Source organism: Vibrio sp. 10N.247.310.24, assembly GCF_041467175.1.
Taxonomy (GTDB): Bacteria; Pseudomonadota; Gammaproteobacteria; order Enterobacterales; family Vibrionaceae; genus Vibrio; species Vibrio tasmaniensis_A.
Genome location: NZ_JBFSUD010000011.1, coordinates 30,179 through 47,103 on the forward strand (window position 1 = coordinate 30,179; position 16,925 = coordinate 47,103).

The 16,925-nt window shown below is 44.0% G+C and carries 16 protein-coding genes; 7 read left to right on the top strand and 9 right to left on the bottom strand.

What is annotated here, in order from left to right; all coding sequences use genetic code 11:
* Positions 1-28: 28 nt before the first annotated feature.
* Entirely contained in the window at positions 29-1,213 is a 1,185-nt protein-coding gene (locus AB6E08_RS05380; RefSeq protein ID WP_372063448.1) for a cystathionine beta-lyase, read from the top strand.
* Between the two features lie 86 nt (positions 1,214-1,299).
* On the opposite strand, the gene AB6E08_RS05385 is transcribed toward AB6E08_RS05380, so the two are convergent.
* The 9 genes from AB6E08_RS05385 to pspA all read right to left on the bottom strand — a co-directional run bounded on the left by AB6E08_RS05385 (position 1,300) and on the right by pspA (position 10,222).
* Complete coding sequence (locus AB6E08_RS05385) at positions 1,300-1,773, bottom strand: hypothetical protein (RefSeq protein WP_009848768.1); 474 nt, start codon at positions 1,771-1,773, stop codon at positions 1,300-1,302.
* Positions 1,764-2,786 carry a winged helix-turn-helix domain-containing protein gene (locus AB6E08_RS05390; protein WP_017100082.1) on the bottom strand — a complete coding sequence of 341 codons (1,023 nt, stop codon included), beginning with the start codon at positions 2,784-2,786 and terminating at the stop codon, positions 1,764-1,766. Before AB6E08_RS05390 ends, AB6E08_RS05385 begins: the two co-directional genes overlap by 10 nt.
* A 109-nt stretch (positions 2,787-2,895) precedes the next feature.
* The gene (locus AB6E08_RS05395) at positions 2,896-3,462 is read right to left on the bottom strand and encodes a DNA-3-methyladenine glycosylase I (protein ID WP_009848770.1); all 567 of its coding nucleotides are present in this window, start codon (positions 3,460-3,462) and stop codon (positions 2,896-2,898) included.
* Positions 3,463-3,540: 78 nt separating this feature from the next.
* A complete protein-coding gene (locus AB6E08_RS05400) occupies positions 3,541-6,651 on the bottom strand; it encodes an efflux RND transporter permease subunit (RefSeq protein ID WP_009848771.1) in 3,111 nt (1,036 codons plus the stop codon).
* Positions 6,644-7,729: an efflux RND transporter periplasmic adaptor subunit gene (locus tag AB6E08_RS05405; RefSeq protein ID WP_009848772.1), complete on the bottom strand. Its 1,086-nt coding sequence runs from the start codon at positions 7,727-7,729 to the stop codon at positions 6,644-6,646. The genes AB6E08_RS05400 and AB6E08_RS05405 overlap by 8 nt, the downstream gene beginning before the upstream one ends.
* Before the next feature lies 1 nt (position 7,730).
* Positions 7,731-8,765 (bottom strand): efflux RND transporter periplasmic adaptor subunit, encoded by a 1,035-nt coding sequence (locus AB6E08_RS05410; protein ID WP_372063452.1) that lies wholly within the window; start codon positions 8,763-8,765, stop codon positions 7,731-7,733.
* 157 nt (positions 8,766-8,922) lie between these two features.
* Positions 8,923-9,309, bottom strand: a complete 387-nt coding sequence (pspC, locus tag AB6E08_RS05415; protein ID WP_029405178.1) for an envelope stress response membrane protein PspC — start codon at positions 9,307-9,309, stop codon at positions 8,923-8,925.
* Positions 9,302-9,535 (bottom strand): envelope stress response membrane protein PspB, encoded by a 234-nt coding sequence (pspB, locus tag AB6E08_RS05420; RefSeq protein WP_009848775.1) that lies wholly within the window; start codon positions 9,533-9,535, stop codon positions 9,302-9,304. Before pspB ends, pspC begins: the two co-directional genes overlap by 8 nt.
* Positions 9,536-9,550: 15 nt before the next feature.
* Positions 9,551-10,222, bottom strand: coding sequence for a phage shock protein PspA (gene pspA / locus AB6E08_RS05425; protein ID WP_010440091.1), 672 nt, complete (start codon positions 10,220-10,222; stop codon positions 9,551-9,553).
* A gap of 316 nt (positions 10,223-10,538) precedes the next feature.
* Here pspA and pspF point away from each other — a divergent pair, with 316 nt between their 5' ends.
* From pspF to AB6E08_RS05455, 6 genes are all read left to right on the top strand, one after another.
* Entirely contained in the window at positions 10,539-11,561 is a 1,023-nt protein-coding gene (pspF, locus tag AB6E08_RS05430; RefSeq protein WP_012604358.1) for a phage shock protein operon transcriptional activator, read from the top strand.
* A 102-nt stretch (positions 11,562-11,663) separates the two neighbouring features.
* Positions 11,664-13,286, top strand: coding sequence for an ABC transporter substrate-binding protein SapA (sapA, locus tag AB6E08_RS05435; RefSeq protein ID WP_372063455.1), 1,623 nt, complete (start codon positions 11,664-11,666; stop codon positions 13,284-13,286).
* The gene (locus AB6E08_RS05440; protein WP_009848779.1) at positions 13,286-14,248 is read left to right on the top strand and encodes an ABC transporter permease subunit; all 963 of its coding nucleotides are present in this window, start codon (positions 13,286-13,288) and stop codon (positions 14,246-14,248) included. The genes sapA and AB6E08_RS05440 overlap by 1 nt, the downstream gene beginning before the upstream one ends.
* Positions 14,235-15,122: a putrescine export ABC transporter permease SapC gene (gene sapC / locus AB6E08_RS05445; protein WP_009848780.1), complete on the top strand. Its 888-nt coding sequence runs from the start codon at positions 14,235-14,237 to the stop codon at positions 15,120-15,122. Before AB6E08_RS05440 ends, sapC begins: the two co-directional genes overlap by 14 nt.
* Positions 15,122-16,123, top strand: coding sequence for an oligopeptide/dipeptide ABC transporter ATP-binding protein (locus AB6E08_RS05450; protein ID WP_009848781.1), 1,002 nt, complete (start codon positions 15,122-15,124; stop codon positions 16,121-16,123). The genes sapC and AB6E08_RS05450 overlap by 1 nt, the downstream gene beginning before the upstream one ends.
* Positions 16,120-16,902 carry an ATP-binding cassette domain-containing protein gene (locus AB6E08_RS05455; protein ID WP_009848782.1) on the top strand — a complete coding sequence of 261 codons (783 nt, stop codon included), beginning with the start codon at positions 16,120-16,122 and terminating at the stop codon, positions 16,900-16,902. The genes AB6E08_RS05450 and AB6E08_RS05455 overlap by 4 nt, the downstream gene beginning before the upstream one ends.
* Positions 16,903-16,925 lie beyond the last annotated feature (23 nt).

The following is a 16,925-nucleotide window of genomic DNA, read 5'->3' on the forward strand; positions in this document are numbered from 1 at the left end:
CATAACCGATTGATAAGGAATTCACAGCATGTCCGAGAACAAAACCACTAAACTGATCACTGCAGGTCGTGATAAGAAGTGGACTAATGGTGTCGTTAACCCACCAGTACAACGCGCTTCAACTGTCGTGTTCAACACAGTAGAAGAGAAACGCAAAGCGACCATCAACCGCGCTAACAAGACACTTTTCTACGGACGCCGTGGCACCACGACTCATTTCGCATTTCAAGATGCAATGGTTGAAGTTGAAGGTGGTGTAGGTTGCGCACTTTACCCTTGTGGTACGGCAGCCATCTCTAATGCCATCCTCTCTTTTGTTGAAACAGGTGACCATATTCTGATGGTCGATACCTGTTACGAACCCACTCGTGATTTCTGTGACACCATAATGAAAAAGATGGGTGTAGAGACCACTTACTACGAGCCAACGATCGGTGAAGGTATCCAAGACCTTATTAAGCCAAATACTAAGGTTCTATTTACTGAGTCTCCGGGTTCAGTCACCATGGAAGTTCAAGATATCCCAACACTCGCACGTATTGCCCATGAACATGACATCATTGTAATGCTCGATAACACGTGGGCGGCTGGTGTTAACTTCTCACCGTTCGATTTTGGCGTCGACATCTCAATTCAAGCGGCGACTAAATACATTGTTGGTCACTCTGATGTGATGCTAGGAACGGCAGTAGCCAACGAAAAATGTTGGGATCAACTGAGAGAGCAGAGTTACTTGATGGGACAGTGCGTATCTCCAGATGACGCTTATCTTGGTCTTCGCGGTATTCGCACTCTTGACGTTCGACTTCGCCAACATGCTGAAAACAGCCTTAAAGTAGCAAAGTGGTTAGAAACACGCCCTGAGGTTGACCATGTTCGTCACCCTGCCCTTGAGTCTTGTCCTGGTCATGAATTCTTCAAACGAGACTTCACTGGCGGTAATGGTTTGTTCTCTTTCGTACTGAAGAACTCAAACACAAAAGCAACGACTGCTCTGCTTGATGGTATGACGCACTTTAGTATGGGTTACTCATGGGGTGGATTTGAAAGTTTGATTCTAGCGAACGAACCGAGCAGCTTTAATAGCTTGAGAACGGTAGCGAACCCTAACTTCGAAGGAACCTTGATACGCGTTCATATCGGCTTAGAAGACGTCGATGACCTGATTGCGGATCTAGAAGCTGGACTAGATCGTTACAACGCTCTGGTTTAAGTAAAACAATAAACAAGTTTCCACAAAAAGGCAGGGACAACCTGCCTTTTTTAGTTCGGTAAGCTCTTGGTGTAGAAGTTATATGACTACTTCTGAACCTTAAAACATACCCAATTAAAAATTTCGAAACGATTTTTATTAAATAAATAGAGTGAGTCATCGGTGACAACAACTGAGTAATCAATATTCAGCCCCTTATACGAGCTATACTCTCGATTAATAACAGGATCATCAGTTTCAGTTGTCGGCGAATAATCAATGATAGAGATAGACAACTCGCCATCTTCTAACGAATAACGACCTGAGGAGTGGTGCTCCAATTTACTCACCTGACCATTCTTCTCTTCAATCTTCACCGCCTCTGCAATCATAAACGTATTGTCTGATTGGAAGGTAAAAGTCATACGTTCATACAACGATTGATAAGGTTGAAATGCCTGCGTCATAAAGCCCGTTTTGATGGTTTTACAGTGCCAACGAGTGCCCGCTAATACGTTTCTATCAATCATGAAACTTGCAGCTGTGAGTGCTAATACCAATAGCAAACCAATTATTCGCAAAAGTAACTCCTTTGAGCCATGTAATTCACAAACGAATCAAAAGATGACTCAACTTCAAAAATAGATGACAAGTAATTAAGAGCTTCGCCATCCTTTCTCTCAATCAGCATATACAAAGCATCATTTTCAGGTTGGTTGACAGATGGATAAATGCGAACAAAAACATCAACATTACAGTGGCTAGGTATAACTTGTATCAGTCTCTCAGTGATCGCAGGCAACGAGTAGGCTTCATTGCGAACAATATGGAAAAAGTAGTGATTAGTTTCATCTACGAAGCTGTCGTGATACTCATTTTTATCAACAAAGTATGGCAATGGCTGATAGTAAGCCTGAAATATATTAAACAAAGAGATCAACACACAGGTAAAGGCTAAAAAGTAGCCCACGCAGGCTAAATGACGATGAACAAAAAGCTTAAAGCTAGGTGGTACCGCGTTGACTGAACCTCTCGGGCTAACTGTGGACAATGGCATTTCCATGTCGCCTTCAACGCTTTGTGTTACTGATGCAGGCATAACATGAGCCTGCTCATCTTGCGGCTTTTTCTCAGGTGACTCGCCTGAGGTTTGTGTTTGATTTGTCGTTATTGATGATGGGTTAAGTTCGGCTTGCGATAATCCTATCGTTTGAGGAGACTCTGATACTAAATCCGCCTCAGGGACTGTCGCTTTAGGCTCTGTATTTTGAGGTTGAGATGATTCCTCTATCTCCAGAGAATACCCCATTTTACTGACGGTACGAATCGTGGCGCAACCACAAGTCACTCTGTTCAGTGTTTTTCTAAGCTTAGATATCACGTTGGTCAACGCTTGCTCAGAGACAATCACATCCCCCCAACATCTATCAAAGATCAGGCCTCGCTCAATGCATTCGCCTGTATTTTCAAGCAAGAATAGGAACACTTTACCTTCTAGCGGCGCGATAGTTTCTACGTGGCCATCCTCACGCATAAACTGCCTAAGCAAGGGATCATAGTTAGCATCACATATTTGGTAGTTTTGTTGATTCACTATCGTTGTCTACATTTGAATTTGGTCGCATATAATATTGAAAAGTTTATAAATGACCAGTGAATTTTTCAATTTACACACAATTATTTCGCGTCGAGAAATAACACCTTTATTTATGTGGGCAACCTTCTAAATGGTCATTAACCATACCTGTCGCTTGCATTAACGCGTAACAGATTGTTTCCCCAACAAACTTAAAGCCTCTCTTCTTCAAAAACTTACTCATCGCTTTGGATTGCTCGGTAGAAGCTGGAACTTGAGTCATCTCAATCCAGTGGTTTTCGATCACCTTGTTATCGACAAATTGCCATAAGGCGTTTGAAAGAGAACCAAACTCTTTCTGCAGTTCAAGCGTTGCTCGAGCGTTGTTATACACAGAGGCAATCTTGCCTTTATGCTTAACCACATCAAAGTTCTCTATGACGTGTGGCACATTGTCTTCATTCAATTCGGCTAACTTGTTTAGATCGTAATTATCAAAGGCAGCACGATAGCCTTCGCGCTTTTTAAGGATCGTAATCCAACTCAGGCCCGCCTGAGCGCCTTCTAAAGTAATGAACTCAAACAGAACTTGGTCATCATAAACAGGCACGCCCCACTCTGCGTCGTGGTACTCCCTTTCCAGTTCGTGCTTCAGTGCCCATGCACACGTTCTACCTTCAGTGTTTGTTTCCATGTTATTGCTACCTATTTTAAATCACTCAGAAATGATAATGCCCCTAAACAGGGGCATTAATTCAAAGACTCACTCGTCTTACGAGACTTCAATTTTATGGAATAGACGATACAGCACAGGTACCACGATTAGCGTCAGTACGGTGGCGAAGCCCAAACCAAACATGATGGTTACCGCCATTGGCTTGAAGAAGATATCCGGTAACAATGGAATCATACCGAGAATCGTTGTGATAGCCGCCATACATACAGGACGTACACGACTCAATGCCGCATCAACAACCGCTATATATGGGTCTTTACCTGACTTCATCTCAATCTCAATTTGATCAAGCAGTACGATACCGTTCTTCAGAAGCATTCCAGACAAACTCAAGAAGCCCAGAAGCGCCATAAAACCGAACGGTGTATTCAAGGCTAGCAAGCCTGTCGTTACCCCTATCAAGGCGAGTGGTACCGTTAACCAAACAATCAGGGGCTCTTTCACCGAATTAAACAAGAACACCGTGATTAAGAACATGAACAAGTAGCCTAACGGCATAGTTGTGAACAGTGACGCTTGAGCGTCAGCTGACGACTCGTATTCACCACCCCATTCCAATGAATAACCCGGTGGCATCTCAATCGCTTCTATTTGTGGCTGTAAGCGTTTCTGTAAAGTTGATGCTGTCTCTTCACCCAGTAGGTCAGGATCCGCCATTACCGTCAGCATACGCTTACGGTTCTTACGGATGATCAGTGGATCTTCCCATTCCAATTCGTAGCCTAGTGTTACTTGTTGTAGTGGGATGTATTCACTTAATGCCGGGCTCCAAATCTTCATACCTTCGATGTTGCGAATATCAATTCGCTCATCTTCAGGTAAACGAGCCACAATAGGCATCAGCGTAGTACCATCACGATACACACCAATCGACTTACCAGAGAAAGACATCGCTAGGAAATCATCAACGTCAGATTTGGTAATACCATAACGACGCGCTTGGCTTTCGTTGAACTGAGGTTCCAGTACCTTAGTTCTTTCACGCCAATCGTGACGAACGTTAAACGACCCATTGTCAGCACGCATGATGTCCATAACTTGAGCTGCGATTGAACGTAAAACCGTTGGATCAGAACCCACAATTCGCGCTTCAATTTTAGCACCGCCACCAGGACCTAATTCGATCTGCTTAAGTTTGTAATTAATTTCAGGGAACTGGCCGTTTACATGCTCACGAAAGCGCAACATCAAACCTTCAAGTACTTCATAACTCTTCACACGAACCGTTATCTCACCGTATGCGCTATAACTTTTCTCTGGCGCATAAGTCAGCATGAAACGTTGTAGGCCTTTACCTGCCGTTGTCGTGATGTGCTCAACTTCGTCCTGCTCTGCTAACCAACCTTCAAGCACTTTAAGCTTAGTGTTGGTCGCACGAATATCGGTACCTTCCGGCATCCAAACATCCACTTGGAACATTGGCGTAGTCGAAGATGGGAAGAAGGCTTGTTTTACAAAACCAAAGCCGTAAACACTCGCACCCAAACCAATAATCAGAACGAACATCGTGAGCCACGCACGCTTCATACAGAACTCAAGGAAGTTTTTATAGATAACAAAAACCATCCCGTTGTATGGGTCTTTACCTTCACTATCTGGATCGACTTTCTGGCCTTTGAAGAACATATCGGCAAAGAATGGCGTGAGTGAGATGGCCGTAAACCAACTCAGCATCAAGGAGATAAGTAGAACCGTGAACAAGGTGCCACAATATTCGCCCGTTGAGTCTTCAGACAAACCGATTGGGGCAAAAGCGGTGACCGCAATAACCGTTGCACCAAGCAGTGGCCATTTAGTCTGGGTAACGATATCCGTGGCGGCCTGCATTCGAGTTCGCCCCTTCTGCGTGCCGATCAATATCCCTTCCACCACCACAATGGCATTATCCACCAGCATCCCCAGCGCGATAACCAACGCGCCCAATGAAATACGTTGAAGATCGATTTTGAAGTACTGCATGAAAATGAAGGTACCGAAAACGGTCAATAGCAGTATCAAACCAATCAACAAACCCGATCGTAATCCCATGAAGAACAGCAACACTACGATTACGATCGCAACCGCTTGTCCTAAACTCACTACAAATCCACTAACTGACTTATCGACTTCTTTGGGTTGGTTATAAACCTCAGATATGTCAATACCTACGGGCTGTTGGTATTTCAGCTCGGCGAGCCTTCGGTCAAAGGCTTCACCCACTGCGACCACGTTCACGCCTTGTGCAAAAGAAACACCAAGGTTAAGTGCGAGCTTCCCGTTATAGCCAATGATGTTAGTAGGCACTTCAACATAACCACGAGTTACATTCGCCACATCTTTTAGGTAGATAAGCCCTTGAGCACCACCTTCCGTAAGAATCAAATCACCGAGCTGTTCAACATTCTGGAACTCTCCTGTTGGATGGATTCGAATGTACTCATCACCAATCCTGACAGCACCTGCACTTGAAACAATATTCTGAGTGGATAAAAGGTTAAATACAGTATTTGGAGACAAACCCAGAGAGCTGATCCGTTTCATCGATATCTCAATGAACACTTGCTCTTGTTGTTGGCCAGATACCGAGACTTTACTGACCCCATCAACAAGTTCTAGCTCTCGCCTTAGGTAATCAATGTAATCAAGTAACTCTTTGTAACTGTAACCGTCCCCCGTTACGGCAAGCAAAATACCGTAAACATCACCAAAGTCGTCTATGACTTGAGGGTCATTTACCCCTGGTGGAAGTTGACCTTTCAAATCATTCACTTTACGTCGAAGTTCATCCCAAATTTGTGGAAGATCATCAGGGCCGTAATTATTCTTCATCGTTACCGTAACCTGAGACAGGCCACGACTAGAGATAGAGTTAACTTCATCAACATAGGTAAGCTGTTGAATCGCTTTCTCTAATGGGTAAGTCACTTCCTCTTCCACTTGCTGAGGCGTCGCTCCCGGATAAGAGGTCACTACCATGGCATCTTTGATGGTAAAGGCAGGATCTTCTAAACGGCCCAAACCAAAGAATGCAGACACACCACCAATAAGAAAGATCAGTGATAGCATCCAGCTAATGACCTTATTTCGTATAAAATAAGCCGCCACTCCAGTGATTTGGTCATCACCCTGTTGATCATCACTTTGGGGCTTGTTATTGACTTCACTCATTGTTCGTCTCCTGAGACAATACTTCCACTGTCATCCCATCTCGCAATCGCGATACGCCTGCAACAACGACATGCTGCCCCATTTCTAATCCTTTAATTATCTGCAATGTTTTCTGATTCGCTTTGCCTAATACGACTTGCTGTTTAGATACTGTATTGTCGTCATTAAGAATCCACACGTAAGAGTTTTGACGAGTTAACTCATCCCCATCGGCATTAAACACAGCCTCAATAGGAATAAGTACGCCGGCTTTTAATTTCAACCCGATATCACGCCCATTTGACGTGACCTCAACGGCCATACCGTCAAGAATCAAATCATCTTCTGGCATAGGTAAAGCAAGCGTGACGGTAAATGTACCTGTGTTTGGATCGGGTTCAGTCGTAAACTCTTTTATCCCCGCACTGTATTCATTCCCACTTGGAACTCTAACTACTGCCTCAATATTCGAGATAGTCGCTTCATTTGGTTGATTTACATAGATTTGGTCAGGCAATTGGATAACAACTTCAACATCCTCAACACTGTGAATATTCACAATCTGTTGGCCAACCTGAATATTTTCGTATTGGTCAACACTGACACGAGAGATAATTCCATCAACCGGTGCGCGAAGCTTAGTAAATGACAAACGCAGTTTTGCCAATTCTAACTCGGCATAAGCGATTTGACGCTGAGCGGCAATCTCATCGAATTGAGACTTAGCCAATAACCCCTTTTTGACCAACGGACTTGAACGTCTGTATTGGCTGTTAATCACTGTGTATCTAGCTTGAGCGTTATCAACGTCCAACTGATAATCTGTTGGATCTAACTCGGCAAGAACATCACCCTTTTTAACTTGTTCACCTTCTTTGACATCAAGTTTAAAAATCTCACCAGCGACACGGAAACTTAGGTGCGCTTTCTCAGCAGCATTAGCCACTGCTGGAAAATAGAGTTTATCGTTAAAGTCTAAGACGGAGATTTCAATGGCTTTAACAAGAGGAAGCTTTTCGACTTCAGTGACACCTTTGTCTTTGCAGGCTGTCAACAACGCCAAACATGATAGGCCGATGGCTTTTGATACTGTCTTCATGTTAGAGCCCCCTTTCCTTGATCCACTCACGAACTTTGACACCAGTTTCTAATCCATTAACGCCCGAGGTCACAACGCGATCTCCGTCGTTAAGACCCGAAATAATATGACGTTTTTCATCAATGACTATCGCGACTTCTTCGACGATACCATCGTTGTTAACGCGCCATACTGAGACATCATCTCCATTGGTCATCATTGCTGAGGTTGGAATTTTTGTCGCCGCTGCTTGTGAAGAAACAAGGTTAACCGTGCCAGACATACCCGGCAGGATGCCGATATCAGTCGGTCTCTCCATTACCATAGTGACCTTGTATGAACCGGTTTTAGGATCGGCTTCGGTATCGACTTCTTGAAAGGTGAGGACATAAGAATGTTCAGGGAAGGCATCGAATACCATAGTTGCGTCTGTCTCAAACCCTGCAGAAAAGCGTGCAATTAATTGATCAGGCAATAAGAAGACAACTTTGAGGATCTGATTCGTTTGGATATTCATTACACCTTGCTTAGCCGCGATGTATTCGTGGTTTTCAGCAGGAATAATAGAAATAGTACCCTCATAAGGCGCAACAAGTGTGGTGTAGCGAAGATTAGCTTTTGCTTGATTTAAAACCGCTCTCGCAGAGTTATGATTTGCTTTCGCTTGGTCAAAATCTTGCTCAGAAACCACTCTATCCTTACGTAGCTTGATGGAACGTTGGTATTGAACGTCAGCAAGCTTAAAGTTGGCTCTTGCTTGCTTCTCTAGCAGTTGATATTCGTCAGGATTGAGCGTTGCAAGCCCTTCACCTTTACTGACCTGTTGACCAGATGTGACATCGATAGTCTGAAGTAGCCCTGGAACACGAAAGGCCAGTACGGCTTTGTCACCCGCTTCAGTGGTGGCAGGAAAGCTACGTTCAAAGGCATTACTACCTACGGAGACAGTGAAGAGTTTGGCTGGTCGTGATTCGGGTTCTGGAACCGGAGGGAGCTCCTTACCACACCCAGATAACCCGGATAAGGTCACCAATAGGACTAGGGAGGCTTTGTACATTGCGATCATCCATATCTATAAATATTTTATTAACATAGATTAATCACATGTAACTTACCAGTTATCGTAAGATTTATTTAGACAAAATTATTAAAAAAAATAACGGCTTGGGATAAATTTTCCTAAACCGTTATCTAATCTTTTTGAGGCTTGACCACTACATGTTCTTAAATGCACGGTCGACTTTAAAAGTGTCCGAAGTCACATAAGCTTCCATATTGCGTACACTGGTCTCTAACTTCTGGAAATCACCCTCTAAAGTGCCCAACAAAGACTCTGCTGTTTGCCCTTTTTCCCAGGGTTTTTGCTTGAGTGTGTGCTCTTGTTTAGCTTTCATCTGATCGACATATTGAGGTGGTTGTTTTTCCAGCATAAATGTCAAAGCTAAATACGCTAATAACACCAAAAAGCTACCACCTAGCAGTGCGGCTGAGATCACTAAGATACGAACCAACCAAACTTCAAGGCCAAAATAGTTCGCTAATCCGGCACACACGCCAGACAATTTACCGTTAATCGGATCGCGATACAGTTCTCTACTCATAGTTTCGTCTCCAGTTAGGTGACTCCGCATCCAGTATTTTTTCTAACGTTTTCACTCGGTCTTGCATCGACTCAGCTTGCTCAGAAAGCTTATGCAGACGCTGAAGATCCGTTTCTGAAAGACCATTGCTGGATTTCTTCTTGCTGCGGTAGTGTAAGAATAACCATAGCGGTGCCACGAAGATCAAAAAGACAATCAGTGGACCTGCAATTAGAAATGTTGACATAGACAACTCCTAAAATTATTTATCGCGGTTTTCAACTTGTTGCTTCAGTTTCGCCAGCTCTTTTTCAATCTCGTCTTGAGCTTGTAGCTCTGCAAACTCTTGGTCTAAAGATTTTGCGTTACCGGTTTTTGCGTAAACGTCAGCTTCAGCTTCTAGTTCATCCACTTTACGTGAGAATTGCTCAAACTTCGCCATTGCTTCGTTGGTTTTGCTTGAATGCAGATGTTTTTGAACATCGCGACGATTGCTTGCTGCGTTATTACGAATCATTAGTGCTTGCTGTTTTGCACGTGTCTCGGCGATTTTGGTTTCAAGCTTACCGATCTCACTGGTTAGTTTTTCGATGGTTTCATGAACCAAGGTTTGTTCGGTATGAAGACTCTTGATGATATCTTCAAGTTTTTGCTTTTCGATTAGTGCCGCTCTAGCCAGATCTTCACGTTGTTTAGTCAGGGCTAATGTCGCTTTATTCTGCCAATCTAGAATCTGAGTTTCGATAGCTTCAACTTTACGTGCTAGCTCTTTCTTGTCTGCAATGGCTTTTGCTGAGTTAGTACGAACCTCAACCAGCGTGTCTTCCATTTCTTGAATAATGAGGCGAATCATCTTTTCAGGATCTTCAGCCTTATCTAATAGTGCACTGATGTTTGAATTTACAATGTCTGCAAAGCGAGAAAAAATACCCATAAGAAACTCCTTAATTGCAATAATGGCAAATAGGTTTTAAATCGTTTTCGATTTCTCAATCCACTTGCTCAAAAATCTACGTCTGTTGTTAAACCTACCATAAGTAATCCAAGTAGCGTGCCAACTTTTAAGCCATTGTTTATCAAATACTTACAATAAAATGTTGATTAACCCGAACCATGCTATGATGAATTTAGCCAAGTGTTGGTATTTTTCACCACTACAACTTTGTGATTAATGCTATTTACATCAAGTGATGTAAATAAAGCTCTCTATATCATGCCCATTGGAAATCAGACCATACAAGGACCCATTTATGCAGCAGAATCTCATTGGTGAATCCCCTAGTTTTCTCTCTGTTTTGGATAAAGTGTCTCAACTCGCACCAATCGAAAGACCGATTCTGATCATCGGGGAGCGTGGTACAGGTAAAGAGTTAATCGCTCAAAGGCTGCATTACCTTTCAAGGCGCTGGGACCAGCCATTGATCTCACTGAACTGCTCAACCCTTAGCGAAGGGTTGATTGATTCAGAGTTGTTTGGTCATGAATCAGGTTCTTTTACCGGTTCAAAAGGTCGTCATCAAGGTCGTTTTGAAAGGGCTGAAGGTGGAACTCTGTTCTTAGATGAACTAGCGACCACCCCCCTTGCCGTTCAAGAGAAGCTATTGCGTGTTATTGAATACGGGCAATATGAGCGTGTTGGCGGACAAAAGGCGCTAAGTGCCAATGTAAGACTGGTGTGTGCGACCAATGCTGACTTACCAGACATGGCGTTAAAAGGCGAATTCAGACCCGATTTATTAGATAGACTGGCGTTTGATGTCATTACTATCCCACCTCTTCGCGAACGAAAAGAAGACATCACGCTGCTAGCAGAATACTACGCCATTAAGATGTGTCGAGAGTTAGAATTGGAGCTGTTTGTCGGTTTTGCTCCATCTGCTGTTGAGGCACTATTGGATTATTCTTGGCCGGGAAATGTGAGAGAACTCAAAAACGTCGTTGAACGAGCTATCTACCAGCACGGTAAAGATCCATATCCTATTGAATCTTTGGTGTTTAACCCCTTTAAACCAACATGGCAAATAGATCAAGATTCCACGCACGAAACTGGCAATGATCTGTCCAACAGCCATACTCCATTAGAGCACTCATTTTCTTTGCCGCTTGATTATAAAGCATGGCAAGAACAGCAAGACATTAAATTACTCAATCAAGCACTAAAACAGAGCAAGTATAACCAGAAGCAAGCAGCAGAATTACTTGGGTTAACCTATAACCAATTACGAGGAATGGTGAGGAAGTACGCGATTGTAGGGCAAGCTAACGATAAATAGCTGTCCACACTTGATTATTATTTGGAGCCTAATAAATAAAATGTTAAATTGTCGGGATCTTGAGGCTCCTCTAACGCCTCGTTTCGAAAAGTATTTCTTTTTATGAAAGCACTAATAAGACTATCACTTAGCATCTGCACGCTTGGCTTTTTAGCTGGATGTGGTGAAAGTGTCACTCACGAGCAAATCCGTGAAAAAGGCTTCATTTATTGCGGCCAAGGTAATCCTAGTACCTTCAATCCACAATTGGTTGATAGTGGCATTACCTCAGAATCGCTGAGCCCTCAAATTTTCGATACCCTGCTCACTCTTGATCCAATGACTTACCGACCAAAACAGAACTTGGCAACAAGCTGGTCTGTCGATGAATCAGGTACAGAGTACACTTTCAAGCTGCGCCCAAATGTTGCGTTTCAAACCACAGATTGGTTTACCCCAACCCGTACCATGAATGCACAGGATGTGGTCTTTAGTTTTGAACGAATTATTGATAGTTCAAACCCATTTCATTATGTGGGTGGCGGTTTATATCCATGGTTCGCTGGCATCGACTTTCAAAACCTGATTGTTGAAATCACGGCGGAGGATGACCTAACGGTGAAGTTCCAGTTAAGTCGCCCAGATAATTCATTTCTTAACAATATCGCCACCAGTTATGCGGTCATCCACTCCAAAGAGTATGCCAACAAGCTGATTACCACAGATGAAAAAAATGAAATAGACTCCAAGCCCGTAGGCACAGGCCCTTTCTACTTGGATGAATATCAAATTAATGATCTTGTTCGCTTGAAAAAGAACAAGCATTACTGGAAGGGTGAAGTACAAATGGACCAAGTCGTATTTGATACTTCACAACGCGGTACAGGCACACTTGCCAAGCTTCTCCGCAGTGAGTGTGACGTGTTGAACTCACCAATTTCTAGCCAGATCCCTATTATTCAAGCTCATGAAGAATTGAAGATTTCTGCCACACCTGCAGTAAATGTCTCTTTCATCGCGCTAAACACAGAACACCCTGCATTGCGTGACGCACGAGTACGTAAAGCATTGAACTTGGCTATTAACCGTCAGAACATTCTTGATTCTGTGTACTACGGTACAGGTACAAAAGCCTACACGTTACTTCCCCCTACTTCTTGGGCTTATCAAAAAGACAGCGTTCAAGTTCGCTATGATCGAAACTACGCACTCGCACTTCTTAGAGAGGCCGGTGTAGAACCAGGGTTAGAGCTTTCAATGTGGGTGCCACTAGAGCCACGCGCATACAATCCAAGTCCAAGAAAAACGGCAGAACTGATCCAAGCAAACTTGGCTGATATTGGTATTGAATTGAAACTCTATACCGACGACCGATTTGACCGAACACAGCTGTCTTCAATTTCCTCAACAGATTTGTTACTCACAGGTTGGATTGGCAGTACGGGCGACCCAGACAACTTCTTACGTCCACTTCTATCATGTAGTTCGGAACGCGCGGGATTAAACGTCTCTATGTGGTGCAACTCAGACTTTGATTTCCTTCTCGACTTGGCATTAGAGATTAATCAACAAAGGCATCGCGTGAACTTGTATCGACAAGCCCAAAACATTCTTAATGAAGAAGTTCCTGTGATACCTCTCGCTCATGGCGTGCAATTCCGTGTGCACGATCGTTCGCTAACAGGTTTTAAACGTAGTCCTTTTAATGCTCAACCTTTTGATCAAGTCAGAAGGGAGGTGAACTGATGTTTTGGTATACATTAAGACGTGTAAACTTATTCATTATTACACTTGGAATTCTGACTTTAGTGGGCTTTGCTCTACTTCGATTAGACCAAACCTCACCTTGGGCAATTCAAGATTTTTGGCCCGGCTGGCTTAGCTACGTCACCGAATTATCGACGCTGAATTTCGGCCTGAGCAAACACGGTGTTCCTATCATCGAAGAGCTTGTCGTGGTATTTCCTGCGACGTTAGAATTGTGCTTCTTTGCTTTTCTACTCGCACTGTTTATCGGCATCCCTTTCGGCACAATTGCCGGCATGAGACAAGGTAAGTTTGTTGATACCACCATATCGTTTACTTCAATGGCAGGCTACTCAGCACCTATATTTTGGGTCGCATTGCTAATGATCATGGTGTTCTCACTGCACTTCGAGATGTTCCCTGTTGGGGGGCGATACGATCTACTTTACGAAATTGAACACGTGACTGGCTTTGCAATGATTGATGCCTTCTTTGCCGAAGGTAACTATCGAGCACACGCCCTACAGAGCGTAATAGACCATATGGCGTTACCTTGCCTTGTTTTGGCGCTCGCTCCAACAACCCAGGTTATCCGACTAATGAGAGCGTCAGTGGCTGAAGTGATGGCTCAAAACTACATCCGTGCCGCACGAATCAAAGGTCTTTCAACAAGAGAGATCGTCACTCAACACGTATTAAGAAATGCAATACCACCGATTATTCCTAAGGTCGGCGTTCAACTCTCCAGTATGTTAACGCTCGCTATCATCACCGAGTCTATCTTTAACTGGCCGGGTATTGGCCGCTGGTTGCTGGATGCATTATCCAATCAAGATTACGTTTCAATTCAAGCTGGTGTAATTGTGGTAGCAACCTTGGTTTTGACCGCGAATATACTGTCCGATCTACTGGGCGCGATGGTCAATCCTCTGGTAAGGAAGGAATGGTATGCTAACAAATAACGTCTACCAAGAAGAACAGATTCCAACCCAATTCGAGCGTTTCTGGCGCAGCTTCCGTGGCAATAATCTCGCAATGTTTGGACTATGGTGTTTGGTCTTGATCATTTTGATCACCATCACTTCACCATGGCTAGCACCACATGATGCTCAAGAGCAGACGGGGCACCTACTAACACCTCCTTCTTGGGATCCGGCTGGAACAGTTGAGTATTTTCTAGGCACTGATGATTTAGGGCGAGATATTCTATCCCGTCTGATTATTGGCTCTCAGCTGACATTTGGTGCCGCAGTAGTGATTACCTTTATCGCAGCAGTCATCGGTTGTCTGATTGGCGTACTTGCAGGTATGACTCGTGGGTTGCTATCAAGCACGCTAAACCACTTGCTTGACACGGTAATGTCTATTCCGTCGTTGCTACTTGCGATTATCTTCGTGGCATTTCTTGGCTTTGGCGAGTTTAATATCTTGCTAGCCTTATGTTTGGCATTGATTCCACGCTTTATTCGTTCGGTATACATTGCCGTGCATGCAGAAGTAGAAAAAGACTATATTTTGGCTTCTCGCCTTGATGGTGCGAATGACTTCTACCTGTTATGGAATTCAATCCTTCCTAATATTCTTACTGTAGTGGCACTTGAAATTACACTGGCATTGTCAGTCGCCATTCTTGATATCACGGCCTTGGGTTTCTTAGGGCTTGGCGCTCAAGCACCAAGTACCGAATGGGGCTCAATTTTGGGTGATTCTGTAGAGCTGATTTACCTTGCGCCATGGACAGTAACTCTACCCGGCTTAGCCATTATGTTTACAGTGATCGTGATTAACCTTGTCGGTGAAGGTGTTCGCCAAGCGCTAAATGCAGGAATCGAATAATGCCGTTACTTGATATTCGACATCTAACTATCGAGATTGAGACCCCTCAAGGGATGGTTAAAGCAGTAGATCGAATGAGTATTACCCTCAATGAGGGAGAAATTCGTGGCTTAGTAGGTGAATCAGGTTCTGGTAAGAGCTTGGTTGCAAAAGCGATCGTTGGTGTTTGCAAAGAAAACTGGAAAGTGTCTGCCGACCGAATGCGCCTTGGCAATATCGACCTGCTACAACTGACGCCCAAAGAACGACGCCGTGTGATCGCTCGCGATATCGCGATGATCTTCCAAGAACCATCGACGTGTCTTGACCCTTCCGAAAAAGTGGGACGCCAGCTAATAGAGGCGATTCCTTCGCGTTCATTTGAAGGTCGATGGTGGCAACGGTTTAAGTGGCGAAAAAAGCAAGCAATAGCATTACTGCATAAAGTGGGGATCAAAAATCACTCTCACCTAATGGACAGTTATTCTTATGAGTTGACCGATGGTGAGTGTCAAAAAGTCATGATCGCCATGGCGATCGCTGCCAAGCCAAAAGTGCTAATTGCCGATGAGCCAACCAACGATTTAGACCCGATTACGCAGTCTCAAATATTGCGCTTATTGAGCCGAATGAATCAACTTCATAACACGACAATTCTCCTCATTGGGCACGATTTAACGACTATCACTCAATGGGCGACACGAATAACCGTGATGTACTGTGGTCAGTCCGTTGAGTCTGCAGATACGACAAAACTGTTGGATGTACCAAAGCATCCTTACACCGTTGCACTGCTAAAAGCGATGCCCGATTTTAACGACTGGATTCCCCATAAAGAAAAACTGCAATCTTTACCAGGGTCAATTCCGCCGCTGCAGCACCTCCCGATTGGTTGTCGACTTGGACCACGTTGTCCATACGCGCAAAGACAGTGTGTCGAGATCCCGCATACTAAGCGTATAAAGACCCACAAATTTAACTGTCATTTCCCTCTGAATATGGAGAAGAAAAAGAAATCATGAGTGCATTATTAGAGGTCAGTGATTTATCTAAAGACTTTACGACTCGCTCTGGTCTTTTCCGTAAAAAGATTCATCAGGCAGTGAAGCCAGTCAGCTTTTCCCTTGAAGCGGGACAGACTATTGGTTTTATCGGTCAGAATGGGTCGGGGAAATCGACATTAGCAAGAATGCTAGCGGGTATGGTGGAACCAACAGCAGGTGAGATCCGAGTGAACGGTGAAAAGCTAGAGCACAAAGACTACTCAACTCGCTGCAAACTGATTCGAATGATCTTCCAAGATCCGAACACCTCGCTAAACCCACGCATCCAGATTGGTCGAATCCTTGAAGGACCGTTGAAGCGAAATACCAACATGCCACCAGAAGCCCGCATGCGCCGCGTAAAGGACACATTATTACGTGTTGGGCTTCTACCAGAACATGCTTACTTCTATCCTCAGATGCTTGCTGCAGGCCAGAAGCAGAGGGTTTGTTTGGCTCGCGCATTGATACTTCAGCCTTCCATCATTGTGGCTGATGAAGCGTTGAATGGTTTGGATATGGCGATGCGTTCGCAAATCATCAATCTGTTCCTAGAACTTCAAGAAGAGATGGGCGTATCGTTCGTTTATGTTTCCCAACACATCGGCATTGTTAAACACATCACAGATAAGATCATCGTCATGCACGAAGGCAATGTGGTTGAAAGTGGCGAAACACATGAAGTACTGACTAACCCAACTCACCAAATCACACAAAGGTTAGTTGAGAGCCACTTCTATAAAGCACCAAGCCATTAATCGGTGATCGCGCTATATTCCGC

Bases quoted from the DNA above. Each gene is read 5' to 3' on its own strand.
- AB6E08_RS05380 (WP_372063448.1), top strand. From the start codon at position 29: ATGTCCGAGAACAAAACCACTAAACTGATCACTGCAGGTCGTGATAAG.
- AB6E08_RS05395 (WP_009848770.1), bottom strand. From the start codon at position 3,462: ATGGAAACAAACACTGAAGGTAGAACGTGTGCATGGGCACTGAAGCAC.
- AB6E08_RS05400 (WP_009848771.1), bottom strand. From the start codon at position 6,651: ATGAGTGAAGTCAATAACAAGCCCCAAAGTGATGATCAACAGGGTGAT.
- AB6E08_RS05405 (WP_009848772.1), bottom strand. From the start codon at position 7,729: ATGAAGACAGTATCAAAAGCCATCGGCCTATCATGTTTGGCGTTGTTG.
- AB6E08_RS05410 (WP_372063452.1), bottom strand. From the start codon at position 8,765: ATGTACAAAGCCTCCCTAGTCCTATTGGTGACCTTATCCGGGTTATCT.
- pspC (WP_029405178.1), bottom strand. From the start codon at position 9,309: ATGAGTAGAGAACTGTATCGCGATCCGATTAACGGTAAATTGTCTGGC.
- pspB (WP_009848775.1), bottom strand. From the start codon at position 9,535: ATGTCAACATTTCTAATTGCAGGTCCACTGATTGTCTTTTTGATCTTC.
- pspA (WP_010440091.1), bottom strand. From the start codon at position 10,222: ATGGGTATTTTTTCTCGCTTTGCAGACATTGTAAATTCAAACATCAGT.
- pspF (WP_012604358.1), top strand. From the start codon at position 10,539: ATGCAGCAGAATCTCATTGGTGAATCCCCTAGTTTTCTCTCTGTTTTG.
- sapA (WP_372063455.1), top strand. From the start codon at position 11,664: ATGAAAGCACTAATAAGACTATCACTTAGCATCTGCACGCTTGGCTTT.
- AB6E08_RS05440 (WP_009848779.1), top strand. From the start codon at position 13,286: ATGTTTTGGTATACATTAAGACGTGTAAACTTATTCATTATTACACTT.
- sapC (WP_009848780.1), top strand. From the start codon at position 14,235: ATGCTAACAAATAACGTCTACCAAGAAGAACAGATTCCAACCCAATTC.
- AB6E08_RS05450 (WP_009848781.1), top strand. From the start codon at position 15,122: ATGCCGTTACTTGATATTCGACATCTAACTATCGAGATTGAGACCCCT.
- AB6E08_RS05455 (WP_009848782.1), top strand. From the start codon at position 16,120: ATGAGTGCATTATTAGAGGTCAGTGATTTATCTAAAGACTTTACGACT.